24 protein-coding genes and 1 other RNA gene are annotated in these 26,641 nt (G+C 62.0%); 9 read left to right on the top strand and 16 right to left on the bottom strand.

What is annotated here, in order from left to right; all coding sequences use genetic code 11:
• Positions 1 to 155: 155 nt before the first annotated feature.
• Together ubiU and ACPW74_RS06930 are read left to right on the top strand one after the other, a co-directional pair.
• Positions 156 to 1,151, top strand: coding sequence for a ubiquinone anaerobic biosynthesis protein UbiU (gene ubiU / locus ACPW74_RS06935; RefSeq protein ID WP_010675064.1), 996 nt, complete (start codon positions 156 to 158; stop codon positions 1,149 to 1,151).
• A gap of 12 nt (positions 1,152 to 1,163) precedes the next feature.
• Complete coding sequence (locus ACPW74_RS06930; protein ID WP_279981437.1) at positions 1,164 to 2,036, top strand: U32 family peptidase; 873 nt, start codon at positions 1,164 to 1,166, stop codon at positions 2,034 to 2,036.
• A gap of 75 nt (positions 2,037 to 2,111) precedes the next feature.
• Here ACPW74_RS06930 and nlpI read toward each other — a convergent pair whose 3' ends face one another.
• The 7 genes from nlpI to queA all read right to left on the bottom strand — a co-directional run bounded on the left by nlpI (position 2,112) and on the right by queA (position 9,141).
• Positions 2,112 to 3,044 (bottom strand): lipoprotein NlpI, encoded by a 933-nt coding sequence (nlpI, locus tag ACPW74_RS06925; protein ID WP_280520777.1) that lies wholly within the window; start codon positions 3,042 to 3,044, stop codon positions 2,112 to 2,114.
• Between the two features lie 90 nt (positions 3,045 to 3,134).
• Positions 3,135 to 3,503, bottom strand: coding sequence for a rhodanese-like domain-containing protein (locus ACPW74_RS06920; RefSeq protein ID WP_279981438.1), 369 nt, complete (start codon positions 3,501 to 3,503; stop codon positions 3,135 to 3,137).
• A 100-nt stretch (positions 3,504 to 3,603) separates the two neighbouring features.
• Positions 3,604 to 4,551, bottom strand: a complete 948-nt coding sequence (gene secF, locus ACPW74_RS06915) for a protein translocase subunit SecF (RefSeq protein WP_039038736.1) — start codon at positions 4,549 to 4,551, stop codon at positions 3,604 to 3,606.
• Between the two features lie 9 nt (positions 4,552 to 4,560).
• Positions 4,561 to 6,414: a protein translocase subunit SecD gene (secD, locus tag ACPW74_RS06910; protein ID WP_039038737.1), complete on the bottom strand. Its 1,854-nt coding sequence runs from the start codon at positions 6,412 to 6,414 to the stop codon at positions 4,561 to 4,563.
• Between the two features lie 18 nt (positions 6,415 to 6,432).
• The gene (yajC, locus tag ACPW74_RS06905; protein WP_010675070.1) at positions 6,433 to 6,768 is read right to left on the bottom strand and encodes a preprotein translocase subunit YajC; all 336 of its coding nucleotides are present in this window, start codon (positions 6,766 to 6,768) and stop codon (positions 6,433 to 6,435) included.
• A 50-nt stretch (positions 6,769 to 6,818) separates the two neighbouring features.
• Positions 6,819 to 7,955, bottom strand: coding sequence for a tRNA guanosine(34) transglycosylase Tgt (gene tgt, locus ACPW74_RS06900; protein ID WP_010675071.1), 1,137 nt, complete (start codon positions 7,953 to 7,955; stop codon positions 6,819 to 6,821).
• A gap of 118 nt (positions 7,956 to 8,073) precedes the next feature.
• Complete coding sequence (gene queA / locus ACPW74_RS06895; protein WP_010675072.1) at positions 8,074 to 9,141, bottom strand: tRNA preQ1(34) S-adenosylmethionine ribosyltransferase-isomerase QueA; 1,068 nt, start codon at positions 9,139 to 9,141, stop codon at positions 8,074 to 8,076.
• A gap of 211 nt (positions 9,142 to 9,352) precedes the next feature.
• Between queA and ACPW74_RS06890 the strand changes: the two genes are divergently transcribed.
• The 3 genes from ACPW74_RS06890 (at position 9,353) to ahpF (ending at position 12,724) form a co-directional block, all read left to right on the top strand.
• Positions 9,353 to 9,799: a CBS domain-containing protein gene (locus ACPW74_RS06890; protein WP_010675073.1), complete on the top strand. Its 447-nt coding sequence runs from the start codon at positions 9,353 to 9,355 to the stop codon at positions 9,797 to 9,799.
• Between the two features lie 629 nt (positions 9,800 to 10,428).
• On the top strand, positions 10,429 to 10,995 hold the full coding sequence (gene ahpC / locus ACPW74_RS06885) for an alkyl hydroperoxide reductase subunit C (RefSeq protein WP_010675074.1): 567 nt from the start codon (positions 10,429 to 10,431) through the stop codon (positions 10,993 to 10,995).
• A 142-nt stretch (positions 10,996 to 11,137) separates the two neighbouring features.
• The gene (gene ahpF, locus ACPW74_RS06880; RefSeq protein ID WP_042016663.1) at positions 11,138 to 12,724 is read left to right on the top strand and encodes an alkyl hydroperoxide reductase subunit F; all 1,587 of its coding nucleotides are present in this window, start codon (positions 11,138 to 11,140) and stop codon (positions 12,722 to 12,724) included.
• Positions 12,725 to 12,795: 71 nt separating this feature from the next.
• Here ahpF and ACPW74_RS06875 read toward each other — a convergent pair whose 3' ends face one another.
• Positions 12,796 to 14,115, bottom strand: a complete 1,320-nt coding sequence (locus ACPW74_RS06875; RefSeq protein WP_425858780.1) for an MFS transporter — start codon at positions 14,113 to 14,115, stop codon at positions 12,796 to 12,798.
• Between the two features lie 116 nt (positions 14,116 to 14,231).
• Between ACPW74_RS06875 and ACPW74_RS06870 the strand changes: the two genes are divergently transcribed.
• Entirely contained in the window at positions 14,232 to 14,477 is a 246-nt protein-coding gene (locus ACPW74_RS06870) for a hypothetical protein (protein WP_041215012.1), read from the top strand.
• A gap of 124 nt (positions 14,478 to 14,601) precedes the next feature.
• Here the strand turns inward: ACPW74_RS06870 and ACPW74_RS06865 are convergent, their stop codons facing one another.
• Positions 14,602 to 15,351 (bottom strand): class I SAM-dependent methyltransferase, encoded by a 750-nt coding sequence (locus ACPW74_RS06865; RefSeq protein ID WP_010675078.1) that lies wholly within the window; start codon positions 15,349 to 15,351, stop codon positions 14,602 to 14,604.
• 228 nt (positions 15,352 to 15,579) lie between these two features.
• Between ACPW74_RS06865 and ACPW74_RS06860 the strand changes: the two genes are divergently transcribed.
• Positions 15,580 to 16,065, top strand: a complete 486-nt coding sequence (locus ACPW74_RS06860) for a VOC family protein (protein WP_425858778.1) — start codon at positions 15,580 to 15,582, stop codon at positions 16,063 to 16,065.
• An 85-nt stretch (positions 16,066 to 16,150) separates the two neighbouring features.
• Here the strand turns inward: ACPW74_RS06860 and gcvP are convergent, their stop codons facing one another.
• From gcvP to ACPW74_RS06830, 6 genes are all read right to left on the bottom strand, one after another.
• Entirely contained in the window at positions 16,151 to 19,027 is a 2,877-nt protein-coding gene (gene gcvP, locus ACPW74_RS06855; protein ID WP_279981443.1) for an aminomethyl-transferring glycine dehydrogenase, read from the bottom strand.
• 232 nt (positions 19,028 to 19,259) lie between these two features.
• Positions 19,260 to 19,649 carry a glycine cleavage system protein GcvH gene (gcvH, locus tag ACPW74_RS06850; RefSeq protein ID WP_010675081.1) on the bottom strand — a complete coding sequence of 130 codons (390 nt, stop codon included), beginning with the start codon at positions 19,647 to 19,649 and terminating at the stop codon, positions 19,260 to 19,262.
• A 75-nt stretch (positions 19,650 to 19,724) separates the two neighbouring features.
• Positions 19,725 to 20,822, bottom strand: a complete 1,098-nt coding sequence (gene gcvT, locus ACPW74_RS06845) for a glycine cleavage system aminomethyltransferase GcvT (protein ID WP_010675082.1) — start codon at positions 20,820 to 20,822, stop codon at positions 19,725 to 19,727.
• A gap of 381 nt (positions 20,823 to 21,203) precedes the next feature.
• Complete coding sequence (locus tag ACPW74_RS06840) at positions 21,204 to 22,424, bottom strand: FAD-dependent 2-octaprenylphenol hydroxylase (RefSeq protein WP_279981444.1); 1,221 nt, start codon at positions 22,422 to 22,424, stop codon at positions 21,204 to 21,206.
• A 101-nt stretch (positions 22,425 to 22,525) separates the two neighbouring features.
• Positions 22,526 to 23,749, bottom strand: coding sequence for a 2-octaprenyl-6-methoxyphenyl hydroxylase (ubiH, locus tag ACPW74_RS06835; protein WP_425858776.1), 1,224 nt, complete (start codon positions 23,747 to 23,749; stop codon positions 22,526 to 22,528).
• Between the two features lie 187 nt (positions 23,750 to 23,936).
• Positions 23,937 to 24,506: a UPF0149 family protein gene (locus tag ACPW74_RS06830; RefSeq protein ID WP_042864005.1), complete on the bottom strand. Its 570-nt coding sequence runs from the start codon at positions 24,504 to 24,506 to the stop codon at positions 23,937 to 23,939.
• Between the two features lie 173 nt (positions 24,507 to 24,679).
• Between ACPW74_RS06830 and zapA the strand changes: the two genes are divergently transcribed.
• Together zapA and ssrS are read left to right on the top strand one after the other, a co-directional pair.
• Complete coding sequence (gene zapA, locus ACPW74_RS06825; protein ID WP_010675086.1) at positions 24,680 to 25,012, top strand: cell division protein ZapA; 333 nt, start codon at positions 24,680 to 24,682, stop codon at positions 25,010 to 25,012.
• Positions 25,013 to 25,028: 16 nt separating this feature from the next.
• Positions 25,029 to 25,211, top strand: a non-coding RNA gene (ssrS, locus tag ACPW74_RS06820) — 6S RNA.
• Positions 25,212 to 25,345: 134 nt separating this feature from the next.
• On the opposite strand, the gene emrD is transcribed toward ssrS, so the two are convergent.
• Positions 25,346 to 26,545 carry a multidrug efflux MFS transporter EmrD gene (gene emrD / locus ACPW74_RS06815; protein ID WP_279981447.1) on the bottom strand — a complete coding sequence of 400 codons (1,200 nt, stop codon included), beginning with the start codon at positions 26,543 to 26,545 and terminating at the stop codon, positions 25,346 to 25,348.
• Between the last annotated feature and the right edge of the window lie 96 nt (positions 26,546 to 26,641).

The following is a 26,641-nucleotide window of genomic DNA, read 5'->3' as shown; positions in this document are numbered from 1 at the left end:
GCCCCTTCGGCAAGATCCTGTTGAAAATCAAACTTGTGCCCACTTACCTCAAGAAGGGTAAAGCCACCTAAAGCTGCCTCAGGTCAAAAAGCGGGAGGGCAAGCATGAATACAATCGGGCCACTTTTGCATTTTTGCCCTCTCGGAGCGTACCCGATGGAATTACTCTGCCCGGCAGGCAGCCTGCCGGCACTGAAGACAGCCGTGGATAACGGGGCCGATGCGGTCTACATCGGCTTCAAGGATGACACCAATGCCCGCCACTTCGCCGGGCTCAACTTCACCGACAGCAAGCTGGAAAGAGCGGTTGACTATGTCCACCAGCATGGCCGCAAGCTGCACATCGCCATCAATACCTTTGCCCACCCGGGCTCCGATGCCCGTTGGAAGCAGGCCGTGGACAAAGGGGTGGCGCTCGGTGCCGATGCCCTGATCATCGCCGATCTCGCCGTGCTCGATTATGCCAGCCGCCGCCATCCCGACATGGAGCTGCATGTCTCGGTCCAGGCCAGCGCCACCAACGCCGCTGCCATCCGCTTCTACCAGCAGCACTTCAACGTCGGCCGGGTGGTGCTGCCGAGGGTGCTCTCCATGCATCAGGTCAGGCAGCTGGCCCGCGAGACTGACGTCGGCCTCGAGGTGTTCGCCTTCGGCAGCCTCTGCATCATGGCGGAGGGGCGCTGCTACCTCTCCTCCTACATGACCGGCGAGAGCCCCAACACCGTCGGTGCCTGTTCACCGGCCAAGTTCGTGCGCTGGGAAGAGACCCCGAGCGGCCTCGAATCCCGCCTCAACGAGGTGCTGATCGATCGTTACGGCCCGGGGGAAAATGCCGGCTACCCGACCCTGTGCAAGGGCCGCTTCGAGGTGGATGGCCAGACCTATCACGCGCTGGAGGAGCCCACCAGCCTCAACACCCTCGGCCTTCTGCCCGAGCTGTTCCAGACCGGCATCCAGTCAGTCAAGATCGAGGGACGCCAGCGCAGCCCCGCCTATGTGGAGCAGGTGACCCGGGTCTGGCGCGCCGCCATCGACGCCTATCAGGCCAACCCCGAGGCCTATCAGGTCAAGGCTGAGTGGGATGCCCAGCTCGCCCGTGTCTCCGAGGGGAGCCAGACCACCCTCGGTGCCTATCATCGCCAGTGGCAATAAGGAGCCCTGTTCATGAAATTCTCTCTCGGCCCCCTGCTCTTCTACTGGCCCAAGGCCGACACCCAGGCCTTCTATCAGGCGGCCGCCGCCAGCCAGGCCGACATCGTCTATCTGGGAGAAACCGTCTGCAGCAAGCGGCGCGAACTGAAAGTGGATGACTGGATTGCCCTCGCCAGTCAGGTGGCGGGCTCCGGCAGGCAGGCGGTGCTCTCCACGCTGGCGCTGATCTCTGCCCCCTCCGAGCTAAAGGAGGTCAAGCGACTGATCGACAACGGCGAGCTGATGATCGAGGCCAACGATCTGGGGGCCGTCCAGCTCGCCAGTGAAGCCGGGCTGCCGTTCGTCTGCGGCCCCGCCATCAACGCCTACAACGCCGACGTGCTGCGCATGCTGCTTAAACAGGGGATGCAGCGCTGGGTGATGCCGGTGGAGCTCTCCCACGACTGGCTGATGCAGCTCAATCAGGATCTGGGCAGGGAGCGCCAGCAGTTCGAGGTGGAGGTGTTCGCCTATGGTCATCTGCCGCTCGCCTACTCGGCACGCTGCTTCACCGCCCGCTCCCTCAACCGGCCCAAGGACAACTGCGAACTGGCCTGCATCGACTACCCCACCGGGCGACTTGCCAGCAGTCGCGAGGGGCAGAAGGTGTTCAACCTCAACGGCATCCAGACCCAGTCCGGTTACTGCTACAACCTGGGCAACGAGCTCAAGGGGATGGAGGGCCTGGTGGATGTGGTGCGCCTCTCGCCCGAAGGCATGGAGACCCTGGAGATGCTGGAGCGCTTCAAGGCCAACGAACAGGGGATGGCCCCCCTGCTCTTGCTGCAGGAGCGGGACTGCAACGGTTACTGGCGCCAGATCCCCGGCATGAGCCTGGTGGAGTAGCGGCGCACCCCGTGTCACCAGACAGCAAAAAGGCCTCGTCAAGAGGCCTTTTTCATGGGGATCAAACCCGTTTAGTCACGCTTTGCCGCTCTTGCCCTGGGCTCCGGGTGGCTGGGGCTTGCGCGCCATCAGTTCCAGCTCCAGCAAGGCATAGCGATGCTCGATGAAGTCATAGACGTTGTTGGCCAGCGCCAGCTTGAAGTAGCTGATGGCTTCCTTGCGGTTACCCTTGGCCAGCTCGAACTTGCCGAGGTAGAAGTAAGTCTCGCACAGGCGCTCGGCGAGCTCCCTGTTGTCCTTGACCCCTTTCACCACGTTGCTCATCAACTGGGTGGCATTGATGTCGCCCGTATAGAGGCGCACCAGATCCCAGTTCCAGGCGTCGTCGTCATACTTGTTGAGCCGCTCGCGCATCCGGCTCATGGCCGCCGGTCCGTTGAGCTTCTGCTCGGCCAGATAGAGCCAGATCACCCGATAAGGGTCTTCTGGTTGCGCCTCGTAGAAGCGCTTCATATCCGCCGCGGCAAGCTCGGGGCGATTGCCGTAATAGAGCGCGATTCCCCGGTTGAGATAGGCGTAGTCGTAATCCGGGGCGAGCTCTAGGGCGGAGTCGAACGCCTCATAGGCCTCGTCGTAGTTCTGCTGTTGAACCAGATAGACACCGATGAAGTTGTAGGCCTCGGCAAAATCCGGCTTCTCCCGCAGGGCGCGGTTGAAGTCGAGTCGCGCCAGGGAACGCAAGCCCACCCGGTCAAACACCACGGCACGCTCATAGAAGAGTTCTGCCCGCTGTTCGGTCGTCAATTCCATTTCACTGAGCATCTGCCCGAGTCGCGCCAACGCCAACTCGCTCTGGTAGGAGACCTGCAAGGGGGTCGCCAATACCAGTGAAGCGGGTTGCGGCTTGGGAACTTGAGGCGCTTTTACCTGACTGCTACTGCTGCAACCCCACAAGGGGAGCAACAACAGGATACCCGTGAGGTATCCAATCCCTATCCTGACGTTCAATGAACACTCCGACGCTTACGCTTGACCCCGCATATGGTAAAGATCACGGGGCCGTTTGTCATGTGGCGCAGCCCCTCTCCCTCAAATAAATCAGGATTCGACAGGGTATCCGGCATCGCTCCAGCCGCGAAAGCCTCCATCGACGCTGACGACCCGGGAATAACCCATCTTCTGCAGGTTATCCGCCACCAGGATGGAGCGAAATCCCCCACCACAATAGAGGTAGAGTTCGGTGTCGGGATCCGGATACCGGGTCTCGATGTCACGCTCTATCACCCCACGCCCGAGATAGGTGGCCCCCGGCAGATGGCCCCTGGCCCACTCGCTCTCTTCGCGCACGTCGATCAGATGAAATGCTCGGCCCTCATCCTGCCAGCGCTTGATCTGGTGCACATCGGTTTCCTGCACCTGCGGGCGGATGGACTCTACCAGGGCCAGAAAACGGGGATTGTGTTGCATGGGCTTGCTCCTTGCTTTGGGTAATGGATGCTGGGTTGTGGGGAGCATCATGACTCACCCCGGCCACAAGAGAAAGGGCGCCTTGCGGCGCCCTTGTCTGTTACGGCAGGATCTCTTGCTGATCCGCGCCCTCTTTTTCCACCTGGGTCGGCAGCATGTGCTCCCGCTTGATCCCGAGGAACATGGCTGAGGCGCTCGCCACATAGATGGAGGAGTAGGTCCCGAAAGCCACCCCGATCACCATGGCGATGGAGAAACCGTGGATCAGAGGCCCGCCTTTGAGCAGCAGCGCCACCACCACCACGAAGGTCAACCCCGAGGTGATGATGGTCCGGCTCAGGGTCTCGGTCATGGAGAGATCCATGATCTCCGCGGTGTCCCCACGGCGTACCTTGCGGAAATTCTCCCGCACCCGGTCGAACACGACTATGGTGTCGTTCAGGGAGTACCCCACCAGCGTCATCAGCGCCGCCAGCACGGTCAGGTCGAACTCGTACTGGAAGTAGGCGAAGATGCCGAGGGTGATGATCACGTCGTGAGCCAGGGAGAGGATGCCCCCCGTGGCCAGACGCCACTCGAAGCGCACCGCCACGTAGATCAGGATACAGAGGATGGAGGCCAGCATGGCCAGGGCACCGTCGGTGGCCAGCTCGTCACCCACGGAGGGACCGACGAACTCGACACGCTTGAGCACGGCGCTCTCGTCGACCAGCTTGGCGGCCGCCAGGACCTCGTTGCCCTGCTGCTCGACCTTGACGCCCTCTTGGGGGGCCATGCGCACCAACACATCACGGCTGGAGCCGAAGAACTGCAGGGTCGCCCCGTCAATCTTCTGCTGATCCAGCGCCTCGTGCATCTTGTCCAGGCTCACCGACTGCTGGAACCCCACCTCGATGGTGGTACCGCCGGTGAAGTCCAGCCCCCAGTTCAGGCCACGATCGTACAGAACGTAGAGGGCGAGCACCGTCACCAGAGCAGAGAGGACCATACCCAGCTTGGCGAAACGCATGAAGGGGATGGGCTTTTCAAAATGTAGAATTTGAAACATGTCTCTTCCTTAGATCGGCAGCTTGTCGATGCGCCGTCCACCCCAGGCCAGGTTGATGATGGCGCGGGATACCGTGATGGCAGTGAACATGGACGCCGTCAGGCCGATCCCGAGGGTCAGGGCGAAGCCCTTGATGGCACCGGTACCGATACCGAACAGGATCACGCAGGTGATGAGCGAGGTGACGTTGGAGTCGGCGATGGTGGAGAAGGCGCGGTCAAAGCCCAGGTGAATGGCTTGCTGCACCCCGCGACCATTGCGGATCTCTTCACGAATACGCTCGTAGATCAGTACGTTCGCATCCACCGCCATCCCCAGCGTCAACACGATACCGGCGATGCCCGGCAGGGTCATGGTGGCCCCCGGGATCATCGACATGATACCGACGATGAGCACCAGGTTCATGGTCAGCGCCAGATTGGCCACCCAGCCGAAGGCACGGTAGTAGATCCCCATGAAGAGCACGATCACCAGCATGGCCCAGCCGATGGCTTCCATCCCGCTGTCGATGTTCTGCTGACCCAGGCTCGGGCCTATGGTGCGCTCTTCGACGATCTGGATGGGGGCAATCAGGGCACCGGCACGCAGCAGCAGCGCCAGGTTGTGGGCTTCGTTGGCGTTGTCGATCCCGGTGATGCGGAACTGGCTACCCAGGCGAGACTGGATGGTGGCGACGTTGATCACCTCCTCCTGCTTGCGGAACTTGCGCTTGCCGTCCGGACCAGGCTGACCCACCGGCTTGTACTCGATGAAGACGGTCGCCATCCCCTTGCCAACGTTGTCCTTGGTAAAGTTGGCCATCTTGTTGCCACCCTGACCATCGAGCTTGATGTTGACCTGGGGACGGCTGTATTCATCGAAACCGGACTGGGCACCCACGATGTGGTCACCGGTCAGGATCACGCGCTTTTGCAGTACCACGGGACGACCGTTGCGATCGTTGTAGACCTTGGAGCTCGGCGGCACGCGGCCTGCGGCAGCGGCCTGGATATCGGCAGCCTCATCGACCATGTGGAACTCCAGGGTCGCGGTGGCACCCAGGATCTCCTTGGCACGGGCGGTGTCCTGGATCCCCGGCAACTCGACGATGATACGCTCACCGCCCTGCTGCTGGACCAGCGGCTCGGCCACACCCAGTTCGTTCACCCGGTTGCGGATGATGGTGATGTTCTGCTCGAGGGCATACTTCTTCACCTCTTTGACCTTGGCTTCGCTCAGACTGGCCAGCAGGATGAAGTCATCCCCTTTCTGGTCGGTGGTGAAGACAAGATCCGCATTCTGGCGACGCAGGAAGGAGAGTGCCTTGGCCTGATCGGCCTCGTCACGGAAGACCACCTGCACCTGATCCCCGACCCGGCGCACACCGGAGTAGCGGATCTTCTGGGTGCGCAGTTCGGCGCGGAAATCCTGCACCATCTGTTCCTGCTGCTTGGCCAGCGCTTCGGCCATGTCCACTTCCATCAGGAAGTGCACACCGCCCCGCAGGTCAAGACCGAGCTTCAGGGGCGCCGCGCCGATGGCCTCAAGCCAGGCGGGGGTGGACGGTGCCAGGTTGAGGGCGGTGATGAAATTGTCGCCCAGCTTGTTGGCCACGATGTCACGCGCCTTGAGCTGGTCTTCGGTGTTGTTGAAACGGATCAGGATGAAGCCGTGCTCGAACGCCGCATGCTTGACCGGGATCTTCGCCTCGTCGAGGGTTTCCTTCACCTGGTCGAGGGTTTCTAGTTTGACTTCGGCACCACGGCTGGCAGAGACCTGCAAGGCCGGGTCTTCGCCGTAAAGATTGGGGGCTGCATATAGAAAACCGATGGCGATCACGACGATCACCATCAGGTATTTCCACAGCGGATAGCGATTTAACACGCTGTGCTCCTCGGGAGATTAGAGGGACTGGATAGAACCCTTGGGCAGAACGGCAGAGACGAAGTCACGCTTGATGGTGACCTGGGTCTGATCGTTCAGGGCCAGCACAATGTAGTCGCTGTCGGCGGAAACCTTGGCGATCTTGCCGACCAGGCCACCGGAAGTGAGCACTTCGTCGCCCTTGGAGAGGGAGCTCATCAGATTGCGATGCTCCTTGGCACGCTTGGCCTGGGGACGGTAGATCATGAAGTAGAAGATGAGACCGAACACGGCCAGCATGATGATCATTTCCATGCCACCACCCTGTGCTGCCGGAGCCGCGCCTTCTGCATACGCCTTGGAGATAATGCTCATTTAACAACCTCTTATTGATGTAGATTTGAATACTAACTTATATGTCGTTGTTATTTCACGTCATTTTCAGCCAGTGGAGGCACAGGCTTCCCTTGCCGACGGTAAAACTCAGTTACAAAGTCGTCTAATTTACCCTGCTCGATCGCGTCCCGCAAACCCTGCATCACGCGCTGGTAATAACGCAGGTTGTGGATGGTATTCAGACGGGCACCGAGGATCTCGTTGCACTTGTCCAGATGGTACAGATAGCTGCGGGTGTAGTTCTTGCAGGTGTAGCAATCGCAGTCCGCATCCAGGGTGCTGGTGTCTTCCCGGTACTTGGCGTTGCGGATCTTGACCACCCCATCGGTGGTAAAGAGGTGACCGTTGCGGGCGTTGCGGGTCGGCATCACGCAGTCGAACATGTCGATACCGCGGCGCACCCCTTCCACCAGATCCTCCGGCTTGCCCACCCCCATCAGGTAGCGCGGCTTGTCGGCCGGAATTTTCGGGCAGACATGGTCAAGGATGCGATGCATGTCCTCTTTGGGCTCACCCACGGCGAGACCGCCGACCGCGTAACCGTCGAAGCCGATCTCAAGGAGACCGTCCAGCGACACATCCCGCAGCGGTTCGTAGACAGAACCCTGGATGATGCCGAACAGGGCGTTCTTGTTGCCGAGCGCATCGAACTTGTCACGGGAGCGCTTGGCCCAGCGCAGGGACATCTCCATGGACTTGCGCGCTTCCTCGTAAGTGGCCGGGTACGGGGTGCACTCGTCGAAGATCATCACGATGTCGGAACCCAGATCGTACTGGATCTCCATGGACTTCTCGGGATCGAGGAAGATCTTCTCGCCGTTGATGGGATGACGGAAGTGCACCCCCTCCTCGGTGATCTTGCGGATGTGCCCCAGACTGAATACCTGGAAACCACCGGAGTCGGTCAGGATCGGCCCCTGCCAGTTCATGAAGTCGTGCAGATCGCCGTGGGCGCGCATCACTTCCTGACCCGGGCGCAGCCAGAGGTGGAAGGTGTTGCCAAGCAGGATCTGGGCACCGGTCTCACGCACCTCTTCCGGTGTCATCCCCTTGACGGTGCCGTAGGTGCCGACCGGCATAAAGGCCGGGGTCTGGACCACGCCACGTTCGAACACCAGTTGACCGCGACGGGCACGCCCATCGGTGGTTTTCAATTCAAATTTCATTGCTACCTCTATTCAGTCAGAGAAACAGTCTGACAACAAAGGGCCCGAGGGGCCCGGTAATATGAAGCCGGCCGGCATACTGACAAGCAGAGCCTGAACGACTTCTGAAGGGCAAGGCTTAACCCTGCACCCGGCGACGGGTGACGAACATGGCGTCCCCGTAGCTGAAGAAACGGTACTGTCCCGCCACGGCGGCCTGATAGGCGGCCATCACGTTGTCATAGCCGGCAAAGGCGCTGACCAGCATGATCAGGGTGGATTCGGGCAGGTGGAAGTTGGTGATCATGGCATCGACCACCTGGAACTCGTAACCGGGGAAGATGAAGATGTCGGTGTCATTGAAGAAGGGCGCCAGCGGCTTGCCCTGGGCCAGGGTCGCCTTGGCCGCACTCTCGAGGGATCGCACCGACGTGGTGCCCACCGCAACCACCCGACCGCCTCGGGCGCGAGTCGCCGCGATGGCATCCACCACCTCCTGAGGCACTTCGGCGTATTCCGAGTGCATGTGGTGATCTTCAATCTTGTCGACGCGCACCGGCTGGAAGGTGCCCGCCCCCACGTGCAGGGTCACGAAGGCCATCTCCACGCCCTTGGCACGGATCTGCTCGAGCAGCGGCTCGTCGAAGTGCAGACCGGCGGTCGGCGCCGCCACGGCACCCGGCTTCTGGTTGTAAACGGTCTGGTAGCGCTCCTTGTCGGCATCCTCGTCGGGACGGTCGATGTAAGGGGGCAGCGGCATGTGGCCGATGGCATCCAGAATGGTCAGCACAGGGCGCGGGTCGAGGAAGTGGATCTCGAACAGAGCGTCGTGGCGGGCACGCATCTCGGCCTCGACGGGCACGCCGTCGGCACCGCCATCCAGAAGGAGACGGGTACCTGGCTTGGGGGACTTGGACGAGCGGACGTGCGCCAGCACGCTGTGCTCGTCCAGAATGCGCTCCACCAGCACCTCCAGCTTGCCGCCGCTGGCCTTCTGGCCAAACATGCGGGCCGGAATAACCCGGGTATTGTTGAACACCAGCAGATCGCCGGGGTTGAGCTGGTCAAGCACATCGACAAAATGACCGTGGCGCAGGGCGCCGGTTTGACCATCGAGCTGCAGCAGGCGGCTGGCGGTACGCTCCGCCATGGGGTAGCGGGCAATCAGCTCGTCTGGCAGATCAAAATGAAAATCGGATACTTGCATCTTTCACCTCGGGGGAATCGGCGGCTAGTCTAGTTATCCCCCTCTTCCAAGGCAACCCAAAAGACTAAAAACCCAAGGAAGACAAGGGATAGCGGGCCATTTTGTGAGGCTGGGCCCGTTAAAAAACCTTTAAGGTTTTGTATTGACCCCGATCATGTTCTGGCGACGGGGGCTGGGCTAGGGTGGAAGCAGACACACAAGGAGGCCCACCATGATGACCCTCTCCGAGATCATGACTGAACACCCCTTTACCCTGGGTCCGGAAAACAGCGTCAAGCAGGCGATGGAGCTGATGCAGCAGGAGCGGATCCGTCACGTTCCCATCGTCGATGAACACCAGCATCTGCTCGGTCTGGTCACCCTCTCGGACATCCTGGCCACCCGCGAGTCCAAACTGCTGCTGATCAATCCGGAGCGGGAGGCGGAGTTCACCGACAGCGTCCAGCTCGACGAGATCATGACTCGTCAGGTGGCGAGCGTGGATCCCCACGCCGGCATCAAGGAGGCGGCCCTGTATCTGCAGCGCCACAAATATGGCTGTCTGCCGGTACTCAAGGGGCGCAAGCTGGTTGGCATCGTCACCGAGTCGGACTTCATCGCCGTGGCCATCAATCTGCTGGAGCTGATGGAGGAGCAGGAGCCCCCAACCGACTTTTGATCTTAAAATTCTGTAATAAAATTACAATAAAAGCGTTTTCAGCCTAATTTAACGGCTATTTAAGTGAAACACTTTCAATTTGACTGTAAAATTACACCACAAAACTTGCGTTGTGACATTTATCACACTATGATGCCCACCATGCAATGGTTGCCGAAGAGGAGATGAGGATTGTGCACCCGCCATCTTCTCTTCATATGTTTGCAAGTTTGCACACCCCGTAGTTAGTCTTTGCTGTAAAGCATATTTATCGCCATTCCTTGTTTGATGACCCGGCCCTGTCTGTGCGACGGCGCCGGGATTTTTTTATCCCTCTTTTTTCTACTGCGCCGCCTCGTCTGCCCCCTTCTCTGCTCACGCAATGAAAACAAATCCGGCCCAGCCCTTGAAAATGTGACATGCAGGACAGAAATTGAACTTCGACAATGAGTTATCTCCGAAGGCCTGAGATATTCATGTTAGGTACAGTTGTGATGGTCTATCTAATAAATAGATTTATGTGATTCAAAATTGTGGCTTTGACCGATTAGAAAAAGTCACTATGATGACTCCATCGAAAGTTAAGCGCCTCGTCTGGCACGACTCTTCAACACCAGACAGGCATATGTACATCACCAAGGAGCAAATACATGTCTACCTACATCAACACTGAAATCAAGCCGTTCAACGCCACCGCCTACCACAATGGCAAATTCGTTCAGGTGTCTGACGCTGACCTGAAAGGCAAGTGGTCCGTGGTGTTCTTCTACCCGGCTGATTTCACCTTCGTCTGCCCGACCGAGCTGGGCGACCTGGCCGACAACTACGCCGAATTCCAGAAGCTGGGCGTCGAGATCTACGCCGTCTCCACCGACACCCACTTCACCCACAAGGCCTGGCACGACACTTCTGACACCATCCAGAAGATCCAGTACCCGATGATCGGCGACCCCACCGGCACCATCACTCGCAACTTCGGCGTGATGATCGAAGAAGCTGGCCTGGCTGACCGCGGTACCTTCGTCATCGACCCGCAAGGCGTCATCCAGATCGTTGAAATCAACGCTGGCGGCATCGGCCGTGACGCACTGGAACTGCTGCGCAAGGTCAAGGCTGCCCAGTACGTTGCTTCCCACCCGGGTGAAGTGTGCCCGGCCAAGTGGAAAGAAGGCGACGCCACCCTGGCCCCGTCCCTGGATCTGGTAGGCAAAATCTAAGCCTCCCCGCTCTGAAGACCGGCCCGTTCAAGGGCCGGTCTTGTTTACGGCCCTCAGAAAATGCGCCGGTCTGCTGTGTGGACCTCTGTTTTCTGTATCCGGTCATCGTGCCGACCCGCATTCAGCAAGAAGGAATTCGACCATGTTAGATACCAACCTCAAACAACAACTCAACGGTTACTTGCAGTACATCGTCAATCCCATCGAGATCAGCGTGTCCGGCAATGACAGCGACAAATCCGCCGAACTCCTGGCATTGGCCAGCGAGATCGCCGAGATGTCCCCCAAAATTTCCCTGACCGATGGCACCAATGCCCGCAAGCCTTCCATGAGCATCGCGCCCCAGGGCCAGGCCCCGCGCGTGCACTTTGCCGGCATTCCCATGGGTCATGAATTCACCTCCCTGGTGCTCGCCCTGCTGCAAAGCGGCGGTCACCCCTCCAAGGCCGATCCGGCCGTGCTGGAGCAGGTGAAGAACCTCAAGGGCGAGTTCCACTTCGAGACCTATATTTCCCTCTCCTGCCACAACTGTCCGGACGTGGTACAGGCCCTGAACCTGATGTCCACCCTGAATCCCGGCATCACCCACACCATGATCGACGGTGCCCTGTTCCAGGATGAGGTGAACGAGCGTCAAATCATGGCGGTCCCGAACGTCTACCTGAACGGTCAGCCGTTCAGCCAGGGCCGCATCTCGCTGGAAGAGATCGTCGCCAAACTCGACACCGGCGCTGCCGAGCGCAAGGCGCAAGAGCTGAGCGAAAAAGCGCCTTATGACGTGCTGGTGGTGGGCGGTGGCCCGGCCGGCGCCGCCGCGGCCATCTATGCCGCCCGCAAAGGCATTCGCACCGCCATTGTCGCCGAACGTTTCGGTGGCCAGGTGATGGACACCGTCGGCATCGAGAACTTCATCTCCGTGCCCTACACCGAGGGCCCCAAGCTGGCCGCCAGCCTGGAGCAGCACGTCAAGCAGTACGGCGTGGAAGTGATCACCGAGCAGCGCGCCGCCGCCATCAGCAAGGATGGTTACGTCAACGTGGACCTCGCCTCTGGCGCCACCTTGAAGAGCCGCGCCGTGATCCTGGCGACCGGTGCCCGCTGGCGCGACCTGAACGTGCCGGGTGAACTCGAGTACCGTACCAAGGGTGTGGCCTACTGCCCCCACTGTGACGGCCCCTTCTTCAAGGGCAAGCGCGTGGCGGTGATCGGTGGCGGCAACTCCGGCATCGAGGCAGCCATCGATCTGGCCGGCATCGTCGAGCATGTCACCGTGGTGGAGTTCGCCGATACCCTGCGTGCCGACGACGTGTTGCAGAAGAAGGCCCGCTCCATGGGCAACATTGACATCATCATGAGCGCCCGCACCACCGAAGTCATCGGCGATGGCAGCAAGGTGGTGGGCATGGATTACGAAGATCGCACCACCGGCGAGATCAAGCATCTGGCTGTGGCCGGCATCTTCGTCCAGATAGGCCTGGTGCCGAACACCGAGTTCCTCAAAGGAAGCGAGATTGCCCTGACCCGCTTTGGCGAAATCGAGATCGACACCAAGGGTGCCACCTCCCTGCCCGGCGTCTATGCCGCAGGGGATGCCACCACGGTACCGTTCAAGCAGATCATCATCTCCATGGGGGCAGGTGCCACCGCCGCTCTGGGTGCGTTTGATTACCTCATTCGCAACCCGGCGCCGGAAGCACAAGCTACCCAGGCCGATGCCGTGACCGCCTGATAACCGCCGCCCAACAAAAAACCGACTCCCTGGAGTCGGTTTTTTTATCCCTGTCGTTGGGTCGCCAGCCTTCAACGCCCTTGCGGCGCGTCCCTCTCCTGCCCCTCTTCCCTCACCGCTCTCTCTTCTGCATCAGTCGCGGGATAGCTCGCCGGCACTGCCTCCCCTTCCAGATCCGTTCTTGGCTCCAGCTCCGCCGTCATGGGGGTGTTGGGGGGCACCGGCATGAAGACCTGGTGCTCCGTCAGCGGAATGGGGGCTCGCTTACGCCTGCGCCAGCCGAGATAGGCCGACAGCAGCAGACCGCACAGGGCAAAGTAGACGAACAGCCCCTGTGGTCCGAACGTTGCCATGGTAAAGGGGGCCAGCAGCGGACCCGTCATGGCCCCCAGGCTGTAGGCAAGCAGCAGCCCCTGGTTTGCCCCCAGCACCTGATCCGGGCGCAGTTCATCGCAGGCATGGCTGAGGCTCAAGGGATAGATGGAGAACGCCATGCCCCCCAGCAGGAAGACAAGAGTCCCCTCGACTGGCTCGCGCCAGGGCTCCGGCAGCAGCACCATCAACAACGCGATCAGGGTCAGCAGGGCGCAGAGCAGCAGGATCACCAACCGTCTGTCGTAACGATCAGATGCACGTCCGATGGGATATTGCAGACACATCCCCCCCAGGATCACCAGCGCCATCATGTCCGCCACCTGGGAGAGGGAGGCGCCGCTGTCGGTGAAATAGAGCGGCAACAGCCCATAGATGGCCCCGAGGATGAGGCCGGAGGTAAAGCTGCTGCCCATTCCCGCCGGAGTGAGGCGCACCAGCTCCAGCACTCCCACCGGCTGGGGTGCCACCATGGCCGGCGTCGCCACTCGGGAGAGAGCCAGAGGCACCACGGAGAGAGTCGCCGCCATGGCGCACAGGGCGAACGGCGTCAGCACCATGGGGTCCACCTGCTTGAGCAGCTGCTGGCCCAGGGCAAGTGAGCCGTACAGCAGGATCATGTAGAGGGACATCAACCGCCCCCGGTTCGCAGGGGTGCTTGAGACCAGCATCCAGGACTCCAGCACCACGAACAGGCCGCCGGTGGCAAACCCCCCGATCAGCCGCAGCGCCGCCCAGGTGACAGGCTCCACCACCATGCCGTGCAGCAGAAACAGAAAACAGAGCAGGGAGGCATAAGCCGCATAGGCCCGGATATGACCCACCCGGATGATGAGGCGGGCATTGATGAAGGTCCCCAGCACCAGGCCGCCGAAATAGGCAGCCGACACCAGACCGATGGCCTGGGCGGACACCTGCTCGGCGGAGAGACGCACCGTCAGCAGGGTATTGAACAGACCGTGACCCAGAATGAAGATCACCAGACTGGTCAGGGGGGACAGCAACCTTGTCAGTGCCATGGAGCCTCCTCGCAACAAAAGGGTCATGGTAGCCCCTGCCTCCCGCCCCCTTCAACCCGAATGCCCTCCCCCTGCGGGGCTATGCTTGACGGGAACCCCACATGGAGATCCGAAAGATGAGACTCATGCTGTTGTTGGCCGCCCTGCTCTTTTGCGGCAGCGCCCTCGCCTTCCACTGCCCCATGGACATGAAGAAGATAGACGACGCCCTGGCCGCAGGCCCCGCCCTCAGTGCCGAGCAACTGGCCGAGGTGAAGCAGTTGAGAGCGGACGGAGAGACCCTGCACAACGCGGGCAAGCATCAGGAATCGGTCGATACACTGGCCAAGGCCATGGCCATTCTCGGCATCGATCAGGGCTGATACCGCCCCTTCGCCGCGCGACGGTCTCTTTCGCATCGCCCGGATACAGACCGCCAAAATGAAACAAGGCCCTCGCCATCACTGGCGGGGGCCTTTTCACTGCGGATGTCAGCGCTGAACGGGGCTACACCCGGCCACTGTAGACCAGGGTGCAATAGTTGAAGGCTATCTTGCCGTCAACGGCATGGCGAGCAAACTCGCGGCGAACGAGCGCCGTCATCTGATCGTGGGCCGGCGTGCCCGCCACAGGCGCATAGGAGGAGGAGTTGAGCCGTCCAAGCACCCCGTCAAGATCGAACAGCTGGCTGTTCTCGAAGCGATCGAGCCGGTACTCCCCGGTGAAGAAGGCGCGAAAATCCGCCTCACCGAGGTTGCGATGATTGACCTCCTCGTAATCCCCCGAGTAGGCGTGCAGCCCCTCTTCATAGGCCTTGAGAAACGGGGTGTTCGTCAGCCTGTCATTCCAGATGAGGGCGACCTGGCCACCGGGCTTGAGCAGCCGCTGGCACTCCTGCCGAAAAGCCGCGCGATCGAACCAGTGAAACGCCTGGGCGACCGTCACCAGATCCATCGCCCCCGTGGGCAGGCCCGTGGCTTCCGCACTGCCGTGCAGCCAGCCGATGTTCCCCACCTGAGCGAGCAGCCGTTTGGCGGCAGCCCGCATATCGTCATTGGGCTCCACCGCCCAGACCCGCGCGACCCGGGGGGCCAGCAGGGCGGTCAGGATGCCGGTGCCCGCGCCGATGTCCGCCACCTGGGCCTCTGGCCCCATGGCCAGCTCCCTTGCCAGAAAATCCAGCATGGCGGCGGGATAACCGGGTCGATATTTCACATAGGCCTCGACCCGGGTCGAGAATCGCTGGGTACTGTCCATGGCAGACTCCTCTCTTGCTGCGGCCTTCATGCCAGCTCCCGGCCTGGTGACCAGGATCCCCATGCCACTACACTTGACCCCATCATGCAAGCCCCAAGCGGGTGGCAAACGGCGTACAGGCTGGCTTGTCACCCAGCGAAGCAGCAGGCGCTGCGGGCGGCAGGATACCCATCGGGGCGCCCGCTCACGGGCGTCGAAGGACAAACACCAGGATGGAGCTGCGACACAATGAGACCAGTCAAGAACAGGATTTGCCTCTGGTATGACGGGAATGCCGAGGAGGCCGCACGGTTTTACGCCAGCCTCTTCCCCGACTCCGCCGTCGGTGCCGTACACCGGGCCCCGGCCGACTATCCCGCCGGCAAGAAAGGGGATGTGCTGACGGTCGAGTTCAGGGTGATGGGGATCCCCTGCCTCGGCCTCAACGGCGGGCCCGGGGTCAGCCACAACTGGGCGTTCTCGTTTCAGGTGGCTACCCAGGACCAGGCCGAGACGGATCGCTACTGGCACGCCATCATCGACCATGGCGGTCAGGCGAGCGAGTGCGGCTGGTGTCAGGACAAGTGGGGCATCTCCTGGCAGATCACCCCTCAGGTCCTCACCGAGGCGATAAGCGATCCCGACCCCGAGGCAGCGAGACGCGCCTTCGAGGCCATGATGCAAATGGACAAGATTGACATTGCCACCATCGAGGCGGCGCGCCGGGGCGAGTAGCCCGTTCGCACGGGCGCCACACACAACAAGGCCACCCCTGGGGGTGGCCTTGTGCATATTGGCTGTCAGTCTTACTGCGCCGCGATTACTTGGCGTAATCCTCGGTGGGTACGCAGGAGCAGAACAGGTTGCGATCACCATAGACGTCGTCGATGCGGTTGACCGACGGCCAAAGCTTGCTGGCGCGCACGGCCTCCGACGGGAACACCGCCTCGGCGCGGCTGTAGCCACGGTTCCACTCTGCATCCATCACGTCGTCCTGGGTGTGCGGCGCATGAACCAGGGGGTTGTCGGCGAGGCTCCAGTGACCGTCCTGCACCCGGGCAATCTCGGCGCGGATGGCGGTCATGGCTTCCACGAAGCGATCCAGCTCGCGCTTGGATTCGGATTCGGTCGGCTCGACCATCAGGGTGCCCGCTACCGGGAAGCTCATGGTCGGCGCGTGGAAGCCGTAGTCCATCAGGCGCTTGGCCACGTCCATCTCGCTGATGCCACTGGCTTCTTTGAGCGGGCGGATGTCCAGGATGCACTCGTGGGCCACCCGGCCGTTGCGACCTGTATAGAGCACGGGGAAGGACTCGCCGAGCTTCTTGGCCAGGTAGTTGGCGTTGAGGATGGCGACCTGGGTGGATTTCTTGAGCCCCTCGTCCCCCAGCATGGCGATGTACATCCAGCTGATGGGCAGGATGCTGGCCGAGCCGAACGGGGCGGCAGACACGGCGCCGTTGTCACGGCTCTCCTTGTCGGTCTTGACCACGGCGTGACCGGCCACAAACGGTGCCAGGTGTTTCTTCACGCCGATGGGACCCATGCCCGGACCGCCACCGCCATGAGGAATGGCGAAGGTCTTGTGCAGGTTGAGGTGAGAGACGTCCGCGCCGATAAAGCCTGGCGCCGTCAGCCCGACCTGCGCGTTCATGTTGGCGCCGTCCAGGTACACCTGACCACCATACTGGTGAACGATGTCGCACACCTCCTTGATGGTCTCCTCGTACACCCCATGGGTGGAGGGGTAGGTCACCATCAGGCAGGAGAGCTGGTCTCCGACCTCGGCGGCCTTGGCCCGCAGGTCGTCCAGATCCACGTTGCCGGCCTTGTCACAGGCGGTGACGATGACCTTGAGGCCCGCCATCTGGGCGGAGGCCGGGTTGGTGCCGTGGGCAGAGGCCGGGATGAGGCAGACATCGCGATGCCCCTCGCCGCGAGACTCGTGGTACTTCTTGATGGCCAAGAGGCCCGCGTATTCGCCCTGAGCGCCGGAGTTGGGCTGCATGCAGACCGCATCGTAGCCTGTCACCTTCACCAGCCAGTCTTCCAGATCTGCCAGCAGCAGCTGGTAGCCCTGGGTCTGCTTGAGCGGCGCGAAGGGGTGCAGCTTGCCGAATTCAGGCCAGGTCACCGGGATCATCTCGGCGGTGGCGTTGAGCTTCATGGTGCAGGAGCCCAGGGAAATCATGGCGTAGTTCAGGGCCAGATCTTTCGCTTCGAGACGGTGGATGTAGCGCAGCATCTCGGTCTCGGAGTGGTACTTGTTGAATACCTCGTGGGTCAGCACGGCGTCGGTGCGCAGCAGATCCTGCGGAATGGCGTGATGAGTCTGGGCGGCCTGGTCGAGGGCCTCCACATCGAGGCCGTGACCCGCCCCAAGGAACAGGTCGAACAGCTCGGCTACATCGCCTCGGGTGGTGGTTTCAGAGAGGGACACACCGACTGCACCATCGAGATCCGCACGCAGGTTGATGCCGAGCCCTTCGGCCTTGGCAATGAGTGCAGCCTTGTCCGACGTCAGTACTGTGAGGGTATCGAACCAGCTTCCGTGCTTGAGGGCCACGCCCTTGGCGGTGAGGCCGAGCGCCAGGATGGTGGTCAGACGGTGCACGCGGGAGGCGATGGTTTTCAGCCCCACCGGCCCGTGGTAGACGGCGTAGAAGCTCGCCATGTTGGCCAGCAGCACCTGGGCGGTACAGATGTTGGAGTTGGCCTTCTCGCGGCGGATGTGCTGCTCGCGGGTCTGCATGGCCATGCGCAGGGCGCTCTTGCCACGGGCATCCTTGGAAACGCCGATGATGCGACCCGGCATGGAGCGCTTGTAGGCATCGCGGGTGGCGAAGAAGGCGGCGTGGGGGCCACCGTAACCCATGGGCACACCGAAGCGCTGGGCACTGCCGAACACCACGTCGGCACCCAGTTCACCCGGGGATTTGAGCAGCAGCAGGGAGAGCATGTCGGTCCCGACGCAGGCCAGCCCCTTCTGGGCCTGGACGGCGGCAATGAGGGAACGCAGATCGGTCACATTGCCGGTGGTGCCCGGGTACTGGAACATGGCACCGAACACCTCTTCGCTCACGGCCTCGCTCGCAGGGCCGACCACCACATCGAAACCGAAGTGGACCGCGCGCTCCTTGACCACGTCGATCACCTGGGGGTGAACGTCGTCGGCCACGAAGAAGAGGTTGGATTTGGATTTGGCCATGCGCTTGGCCAGCGCCATGGCTTCGGCGGCGGCGGTGGCTTCATCGAGCAGGGAGGCGCTCGCCAGATCCATGCCGGTGAGATCCAGGGTGAGCTGCTGGAAGTTGAGCAGGGCTTCGAGACGGCCCTGGGCCAGCTCGGGCTGATAGGGGGTGTAGGCGGTGTACCAGCCCGGGTTTTCCAGCACGTTGCGCAGGATGACGTGGGGCACGTGGGTGTCGTGGTAGCCCATGCCGATGTAGCTCTTGGCGATCTGGTTCTTGGCCGCATAGCCCTTGAGCTTGGCCAGGGCCTCCACTTCGGTCATGGGGGCGCCGATACCAAGCGGCCCCGGACGACGGATGGCGGCGGGGACCGTCTGCTCAATCAGATCGTCCAGGCTCTCGGCACCCACGGTGGCGAGCAGGGCCCGCAGTTCTTCCTCACCCGGGCCGATATGACGGCGGATGAAATCGGTTTTTTGCTCGAGTTCAAACAGTGACTGGGTCATTTCCCTATTTCCTGGTAATAGGTCCTGGCATGACATCCTGATAACCAAGACCTGATGTTCCTGTAGCCGGTCGATACCGGCTCCACTCATGTTCTGTGTCCGCCGCGGGCAGACGGGGAATGCGGCAAGGGCATCCCGAAGGCGCAAAGGCTGCGCCCATCCTGCAACCGCCATGGCCGCAGGATGGCAGTCATACAAGTGGGCCCTGCTGTGTTGGCAGGGCCCGGGGGCATTACTCTTCGTCCACCACGTTCTGGTAGCCTTCGGCATCCAGCAGGTTGGCGAGCTCGCCCGCGTCGTCCAGCTTGATGCGGAACAGCCAGCCGGCGCCGTAGGGGTCGGAGTTGACCAGCTCGGGGCTGCCTTCCAGCTCTTCGTTGACGGCCAGGATCTCGCCGCTCACCGGGCTGTAGATGTCGGAGGCAGCCTTGACGGACTCCGCCACGGCGCAATCTTCACCGGCGCTCACCTGCTTGCCCACTTCCGGCAGATCGACGAACACCATGTCCCCCAGCAGATCCTGGGCGTGCTCGGTGATGCCGACCACGGCTTCGCCGTTGGCTTCAACACGGACCCACTCGTGGGAGGTGGCATATTTCAGTTCGCTCGGGATATGGCTCATTTGTGCTTCCTTTATGCTCTTGGATCGCTTCAACAAAAATGGGGCGGCGAAGGTCACCCTCGCCGCCATCAATGATTACACCAGCGGCTGGCCGTTGCGCACGAAGGCCGGCTTGGTGACTTTCACGGTGACCTGCTTCTTGCGGATCTCCACCTGGGCCTGTTCGCCTATATCACGGGGCACCCGCGCCAGGGCAATGCTGTAACCCAGGGTGGGCGAGAAGGAGCCGGAGGTGATCACCCCTTCCCGTGTCTCGCCGCTCTCGCTGGTGAAGGTGACCGGCATGCCGGCACGCAGCACGCCCTTTTCTTCCATCACCAGACCCACCAGCTTGGGCTGGTTGCCTGCGGCCTTCTGGGCTTCCAGGGCGGCGCGGCCGATGAATTGGCGGGAGGCTGGCTCCCAGGCCAGGGTCCAGGCCATGTTGGCGGCGAGCGGAGAGATTGACTCGTCCATGTCCTGACCGTAGAGGTTCATGCCCGCTTCCAGGCGCAGGGTATCACGGGCACCCAGGCCACAAGGGGCCACGCCGTTGTCCAGCAGGGCCTGCCACAGATCGCACGCCTTCTCTTGGGGGACCACGATCTCGTAGCCATCTTCGCCGGTGTAGCCGGTGGTGGCGATGAAGAGATCCCCGGCCTGCACACCGAAGAAGGGCTTCATCCCTTCGACCGCCGCATTCTGCTCGGGGGTGAACACCTTGGCCGCCTTGGCCTTGGCGTGGGGGCCCTGCACCGCGATCATGGCAAGCTCGGGGCGCTCGGTCACGCTCACGGCAAAGTCGATGGCGTGATGGCGGATCCAGGCCAGATCCTTCTCGCGGGTGGCGGAGTTCACCACCAGGCGGTAGAAGGTATCGGTCAGGAAATAGGTGATGAGGTCATCGATGACGCCGCCTTCCGGATTGAGCATGCCACTGTAGAGGGCCTTGCCGGGGACGGTGAGTTTGGCCACGTCGTTGGCCAGCAGGTGTTGCAGGAAGGCTTTGACCCGCTCGCCGGTCAAATCGACGATGGTCATGTGGGAGACATCGAACATGCCTGCATCGGTGCGCACCACATGGTGCTCTTCCAACTGGGAACCGTAGTTGATGGGCATCTCCCAACCGTGGAAGTCCACCATCTTGGCACCCGCTTCCAGGTGTTTCGGATGCAATACAGTAGTCTGGATCATTGCTGTGTTTCCTTAAGCGTTCGCGACAACACTCGCAATCCGCCCCGGCTCGTCGGGAACTACGGACCACAAGCTCTGTGCTCGTTCCCGCCCGGGCGGGCAGGAGTGATTCCTTGAACGGAGCGGATTATATGACAAGCGTGCCGGGGCACCGCTCAAAAAAAACTAATCCTCACCCAACTCACTGACACCAGACACTAAGGCAAAAACAGTGATAAAAACAGCCAAAACCGCGCCATTGCGGGATTTAATGTTGATTTTTACCGTTCCGTCACAATTTACAGAAAAACGTTTCGCTTCTCGCCAACATTAAAGGCTGACACCCCGAAGGGGCATCTCGCCCTGTCAGATTAGTTTTTTTGTTAAAACCCCGGGGTAATATTAGATTTTTTCACCTTTGGCCAGGGTGGGCAGCTCCCCATCCAGCCCCATGGCGGCCCGGATCATGCCCTGCTTGAGGGGGCCAAGACCGTCGACGGTGCGAAGCCCCACCCCGCGCACCAGCTTCTTGAGGGGGTTGCTGCCCGCAAACAGTCGCTTGAGCCCCTCCATGGCCGCCAGCATGCGCGCCGCCTCGCTCTTGCGCCAGCGCTCGTAGCCCCGCAGGTTGGCGAGCAGGCCGATGTCCGCGCCCTTGCCGTGATGAATGAGGATCTGCTCCGCCAGGGCGGCGGCATCCAGCAAGCCCAGATTCACCCCCTGCCCCGCCAGCGGGTGGATGGTGTGGGCCGCATCCCCCACCAGCACCAGGCGCTCGCGGGCAAAGTCGCGGGCGTAGCGGGCGGTGAGCGGAATGGCGCTGCGAGCCCCCTCCACCTTGCACAGCCCGAGGCGCCCATCAAAGGCGGCGGTGAGCTGGCGGTTGAAGCCGTCGTCATCCAGGGCGCAGAGCGCCTCGGCGTGGGCCGCGGGCACAGACCACACGATGGAGCAGAGGTCGGGCTGCCACAGGGGCAGGAAGGCGAGCGGCCCCTGGGGGGTGAAGATCTGGCGCGCCACCGCCTCATGGAGCTCGGCACAACGCACCGTCGCCACCAGGGCGTGATGACCGTAATCCCAGCTGGTGAGGGGAATGTCTGCCTGACGGCGCACCCAGGAGTGGGCGCCGTCGGCGGCCACCAGCAGCTTGGTCGAGAGGGCCTGGCCATCTTCCAGCAGCAGCAGGGCGCCCGCTGGCCCGCACTGCAGGCTGGTGGCCCGGGCCGGGGTCAGCATCTGGATATTGCTGGCCCCCGCGATGGCGTCCAGCAGCGCAAGCTGGATCACCCGGTTCTCGACGATGTGGCCAAGAGCCCCCTGACGCAGGCTGGCGGCATCGAAATCGATGTGGCCGAAACTGTCCTGCTCCCACACCTGCATCTTCTCGTAGGGCTGCAGGCGGCGCGCCACTATGCCGTCCCAGACGCCGACCCCTTGCAGGATGTGCTGACTCGCGAGGCTCAGGGCACTGACCCTGTTGTCCGGCGTCTCACCGAGCGTTGCATCGGGCAGTCGGCCTTCCACGATGGCCACCTTGATCGCCCGGTTCTTGAGGGCGGCAGCGAGCCCCAGGCCCACCATGCCCCCCCCCACGATCACCACATCCACATCTTGCATCTGCATTCTCTTGTGTCCTTTCCGGGCGGGTCGCCAGGATCTGCGAGGCGACGCCCACAGGCGTGCCTCTTGCTCGAAATCGTCTTTGCCGCCCAGGGCGACAGCGCTTATTGGCCGCACACCTCGTTCACGAATCCCAGGGTGTGGGAGGCGAGCGGTGCCTTGAGCCAGGGCACTCTGCCCATCAGGGAGAGCGCCAGATTGCGGCCCACCACCAGGGGAGCGTGATGGTTTGAGAAGAGCTGGGCCAGGGAGGACGTGAGCCAGACGGTCTGGGCCTGATCGTCCCGCCGCTGCTGCCAGTAGCCGCTTAACACCTCAAAGCCGCCGATGTCTTCCCCCGCCGCGAGCGCACGGGCCAGGGTCCGGGTCAGCACGTCCAGATCCCGCATGCCGAGGTTGAACCCCTGACCAGCGATGGGGTGCAGCAGGTGGGCGGCGTTACCCACCAGCACGGTGCGCTGGGCCAGCGGGTAGTCGGCCACCGTCAGCACCAGCGGATAGAGGTGGCGCACGCCTGTACGCTCGATGCGCCCGAGGCGCCAGCCAAAAGCCTCCTGCAGACGGGCGAGAAAGGCGGCGTCATCCAGTGCAAGCAACCCCTGTGCCTCGTCCCGCGGCACGCTCCACACCAGAGAAGATAGGCCGTCCTGCATGGGCAGCAGGGCCAGCGGCCCTCCATCGGTGAAGCGCTCGAAGGCCCGCCCGGCGGGATCCTCGGCGGTCTTGACGGTGGCGATGATGGCGCTCTGACCATAATCGTGGCGACTGACCGGCATCTTGAAATGTTGGCGCACGAAGGAGTGGCCCCCGTCGGCCGCCACCAGCAGCCGGGTGCGGTAGCGCGTGCCGCCCTCCAGGGCGAGCGACACTTCCCCCTCGTCGGGGTCGATGGCCTCAAGCCTGGCCGGGCACAACATACGGATCTGCGGGCAGGCGGCGATCGCCTCTTGCAGCACGATGCCCGCCGCCGACAGCTCGATCACCTGACCGAGGGCGGGTAGACCATACTCCGCCGCCGACAGCCGGGTCTGGCCGCAGTGGCCCCGATCCGACACATGGATATGGGTGATGGGGGAGCAGTGGGGCGCCAGGTGCGGCCAGAGGCCGTGACGGGCCAGCGCCTCGCAGGTACCGGCGGAAAGCGCGATGGCACGGGCATCGAAACCGGGATGAGCATTGAGCTCGGGCGCACTCGCCTCCAGCAGCAGGATCTGCAGGGGGGCGCCATCCTGTCCTTTCAGGGCGGCAAGGGAGAGGGCCAGCACGGCACCGCTCATACCACCGCCGACGATAGCCACGTCGACGTGAACCAGATCAGATTGAGACATGAGAAGAGGGCATAGGCGAAAAAACGTGGGCCAATCCTACCACAAAGGTGGCGGACGGGATGCGAAGCCACGGGCAAAAAACCGCTTTGGCGCCATGGGTTAGCAGAGTACCTCCCCTGCTCTCACCCCTTGTAAAACAGAAAGAGCGCCGTGATGCGCTCTTTCATTGACCCGCTGGGCGGGCAGATCAGTGCAGGGTCGGCGGCGTGCTCGGCGCGGCCGGGCGCTTGCCAAACTCCTCGAACGCCATCATGACCCCGAGGCGCACGTGTTCGTAGAGCACCAGGAAGGAGGCTTCGTTCTCTTCATCTTCCTGATCGAACTCGGCAGAGACCTGGGTGATGCTGGCGATGTCCTGAATCATCTCCTGCAGCTCTTCGGATGCCTTGGAGAGCTCCTGTTGCACCACGCCAAAGCCGGCCAGGAAGGCCTGGGACCAGTCCACCAGCGAGTCGATGCGCTCATCGAGCGGCGCCTCGTCGCTTGGCAGCAGCAGCTCGACGCCCTTTTGTGCCATCAGGCTCTCGATCACCTCGTGATAGAGGTCGGTCATCACCTGGCGCACCGGTGCCGGCAGACCGAAACCGTCGTTGATCAGATCATTGAAATGGGGCTGCCAGCTTTTGTCGTCCAAGGCCACGCCACCGCACACCAGGCCGCATATCACGCCATGGGCCTCGACGGCCGTCGCCATGAGGTCGTGCTGTGCCATCAGGTCCGCCACGGCGGCGTATTTCAGGGGGTTTGTTTTGCTCATCTAGGATCCGCTCAAAGTTCAGGCAAATATGCAGAATTTATGGCCGAGATCCTAGCATTCTCCCCCTGCCAGAGCCAGCAAGGCCTTGAAACTTCTGCATCTGCGCTATATAGTCCCGCCCAGTTGTCCACGTGGATATAGGCGGAAATCAGCCCCGCCGTATTGAGGAAGGCATGAGCATAGAGGCCGTAGAAATCGTCATTCTGGGACGTCCCTACAAGGTGTCCTGTCCCCTGGGACAACAAGATGCCCTGCGCCAGGCCGCCGACCAGCTGACCGACAAGCTCATCGAGCTTCGTCAACGTTCCAAGGTCTCCAGCAACGAACAGCTGGCCGTCATGGCAGCGCTCAATTTCTGTCACGAGCTCTGCCTTGAAAAAGAGAAAAACCACCAATACTCTGAGACCATGGACAAGCGGATCAAGATGCTGCAACGCACCATCGAAGCCGCCTTGATCGAGCACGGACAATACGGTGAATCCAGCGAAGAGGCGCAACAGCCCTAATCGCACCGAGTTTTGAAATTCCCTGGAGTGTTTGTCAGCCGGTTCAAGTCCCCGAGCCGATATTCATACCAAACAGGGGGTCTGCCTTCTGGCTATTGAGCATGCTCGGCCCGACCGAGAAGCCTGCGGCCAGATTAGATCTCCGCCTTGAACCGACGGTTCAAGGGCCCAAACCGGCAACGGCATCTCCGGGGTACCTACCCAAAAAAAGCCCGTCATCACGACGGGCTTTTTCTTTGCCTGCGCGGTCCCCCCCTTCCACTCGCCTGCGGCGTCTCGCCACCCGGCAGGAGGCAGTAAAAAGCCCGCCAACGGGGCGGGCTCTTGGCCGTGTCAGACGGCCATCTGCTCGTGGGGCGCGCCGTGGTGGCGCAGCCACACAAAGCTCAAGGCCACGATCAGCACCATCACCGTCATGATGGCCCCCAGGGTCACCTGCCCCGTCATCGGGAAGCTGGCGGCCAGCAGGGTTACCACGCCAGCCCCCAGATTCTGCATGCCCCCGAGTACGGCTCCCGCGGTGCCAGCCTGGCCCGGGAAGGGCTCGATGGCACAGGAGGTGGCGGTCGGATAGAGAATGCCGCTGCCAATGAAGTAGACCGCAGCCCCGCCCACCAGGGAGGCGGCGCTCACCATGCCGAGCAGCCCGGGTACCAGGATGATGAGCGACCCCAGGGCCAGGAAGGCGATGCCAAGGCGCATCAGCTTGCCCTGGCTCAGGCGAAAACTCAGTCTGGCGGAAAGCCAGGCGCCGAACAGATAACCGGGCAGCGGCAGCACGAACAGCACGCTGACGGTGCGGGCACTCAGCTTGAGCACGTCCCCCAGCAACACCCCGGCCGCCGCCTCGAACACCGCGAGGCCGGCAAAGGTGGCCATCAGACAGAGCAGGTTGCCCTGAAAGCGCGGGTTGCCGAGCACATGACGATAGGCGGCGCCCACCCGCAGCGAATGCTGGCGGGCGGATGCTGGCAGCGTCTCCCCAAACCAGGCCAGCAGCGCCAGGGTGGTCAGGGCACCAAAACCGAACAGGAACCAGTAGCCGGCACGCCAGTTGAACAGCTCGGTGAGCCAGCCGCCCAACACAGGTGCCAGCAGAGGGGAGAAGATGACCCCCATGCTCACCAGGCTGTTGGCACGGTTGAGCTCGGCGCCACTGTAACGGTCGCGCATCACGGTCCGGCTCATGGCGCCCCCTGCGCCGGTGCCCAGCCCCTGGATCAGGCTGCCCGCCAGCAAGGCGGTGAAGCTTGGGATCAGCTGGATGGTGAGGGTGCCGACCAGGAAGATCATCATGCCGATGATGAGCACAGGGCGACGACCGATGCGATCCGACAAGGGGCCATAAACGAACTGGGAGAGGCCGTAGGGAATGAGGTAGCAGGCCATCACCGCCTGCAGCTGGCCGGAGGCCACATGGAAGTCCACCGCCATCATGGGAATGGAGGGCACATAGAGGGTCTGGGTCATCTGACCCACGGCGACCATCAGAATGGTCAGGAAGAACAGGGGATAGAAGCTGTGCCGATACATATGTCGTCCGAAAAAGATCAAAAAGCCGCCACCCTCCGGGCAGGGATCTGCAGGAGGTGTCTGACAAAGGTCGTTGAAGAGGAACAAGGCGGAGGA

The organism is Aeromonas sp. INTO2 (assembly GCF_049860605.1).
GTDB classification, from domain to species: Bacteria; Pseudomonadota; Gammaproteobacteria; order Enterobacterales; family Aeromonadaceae; genus Aeromonas; species Aeromonas caviae.
This window is presented reverse-complemented; position numbering and strand designations above follow the sequence as displayed.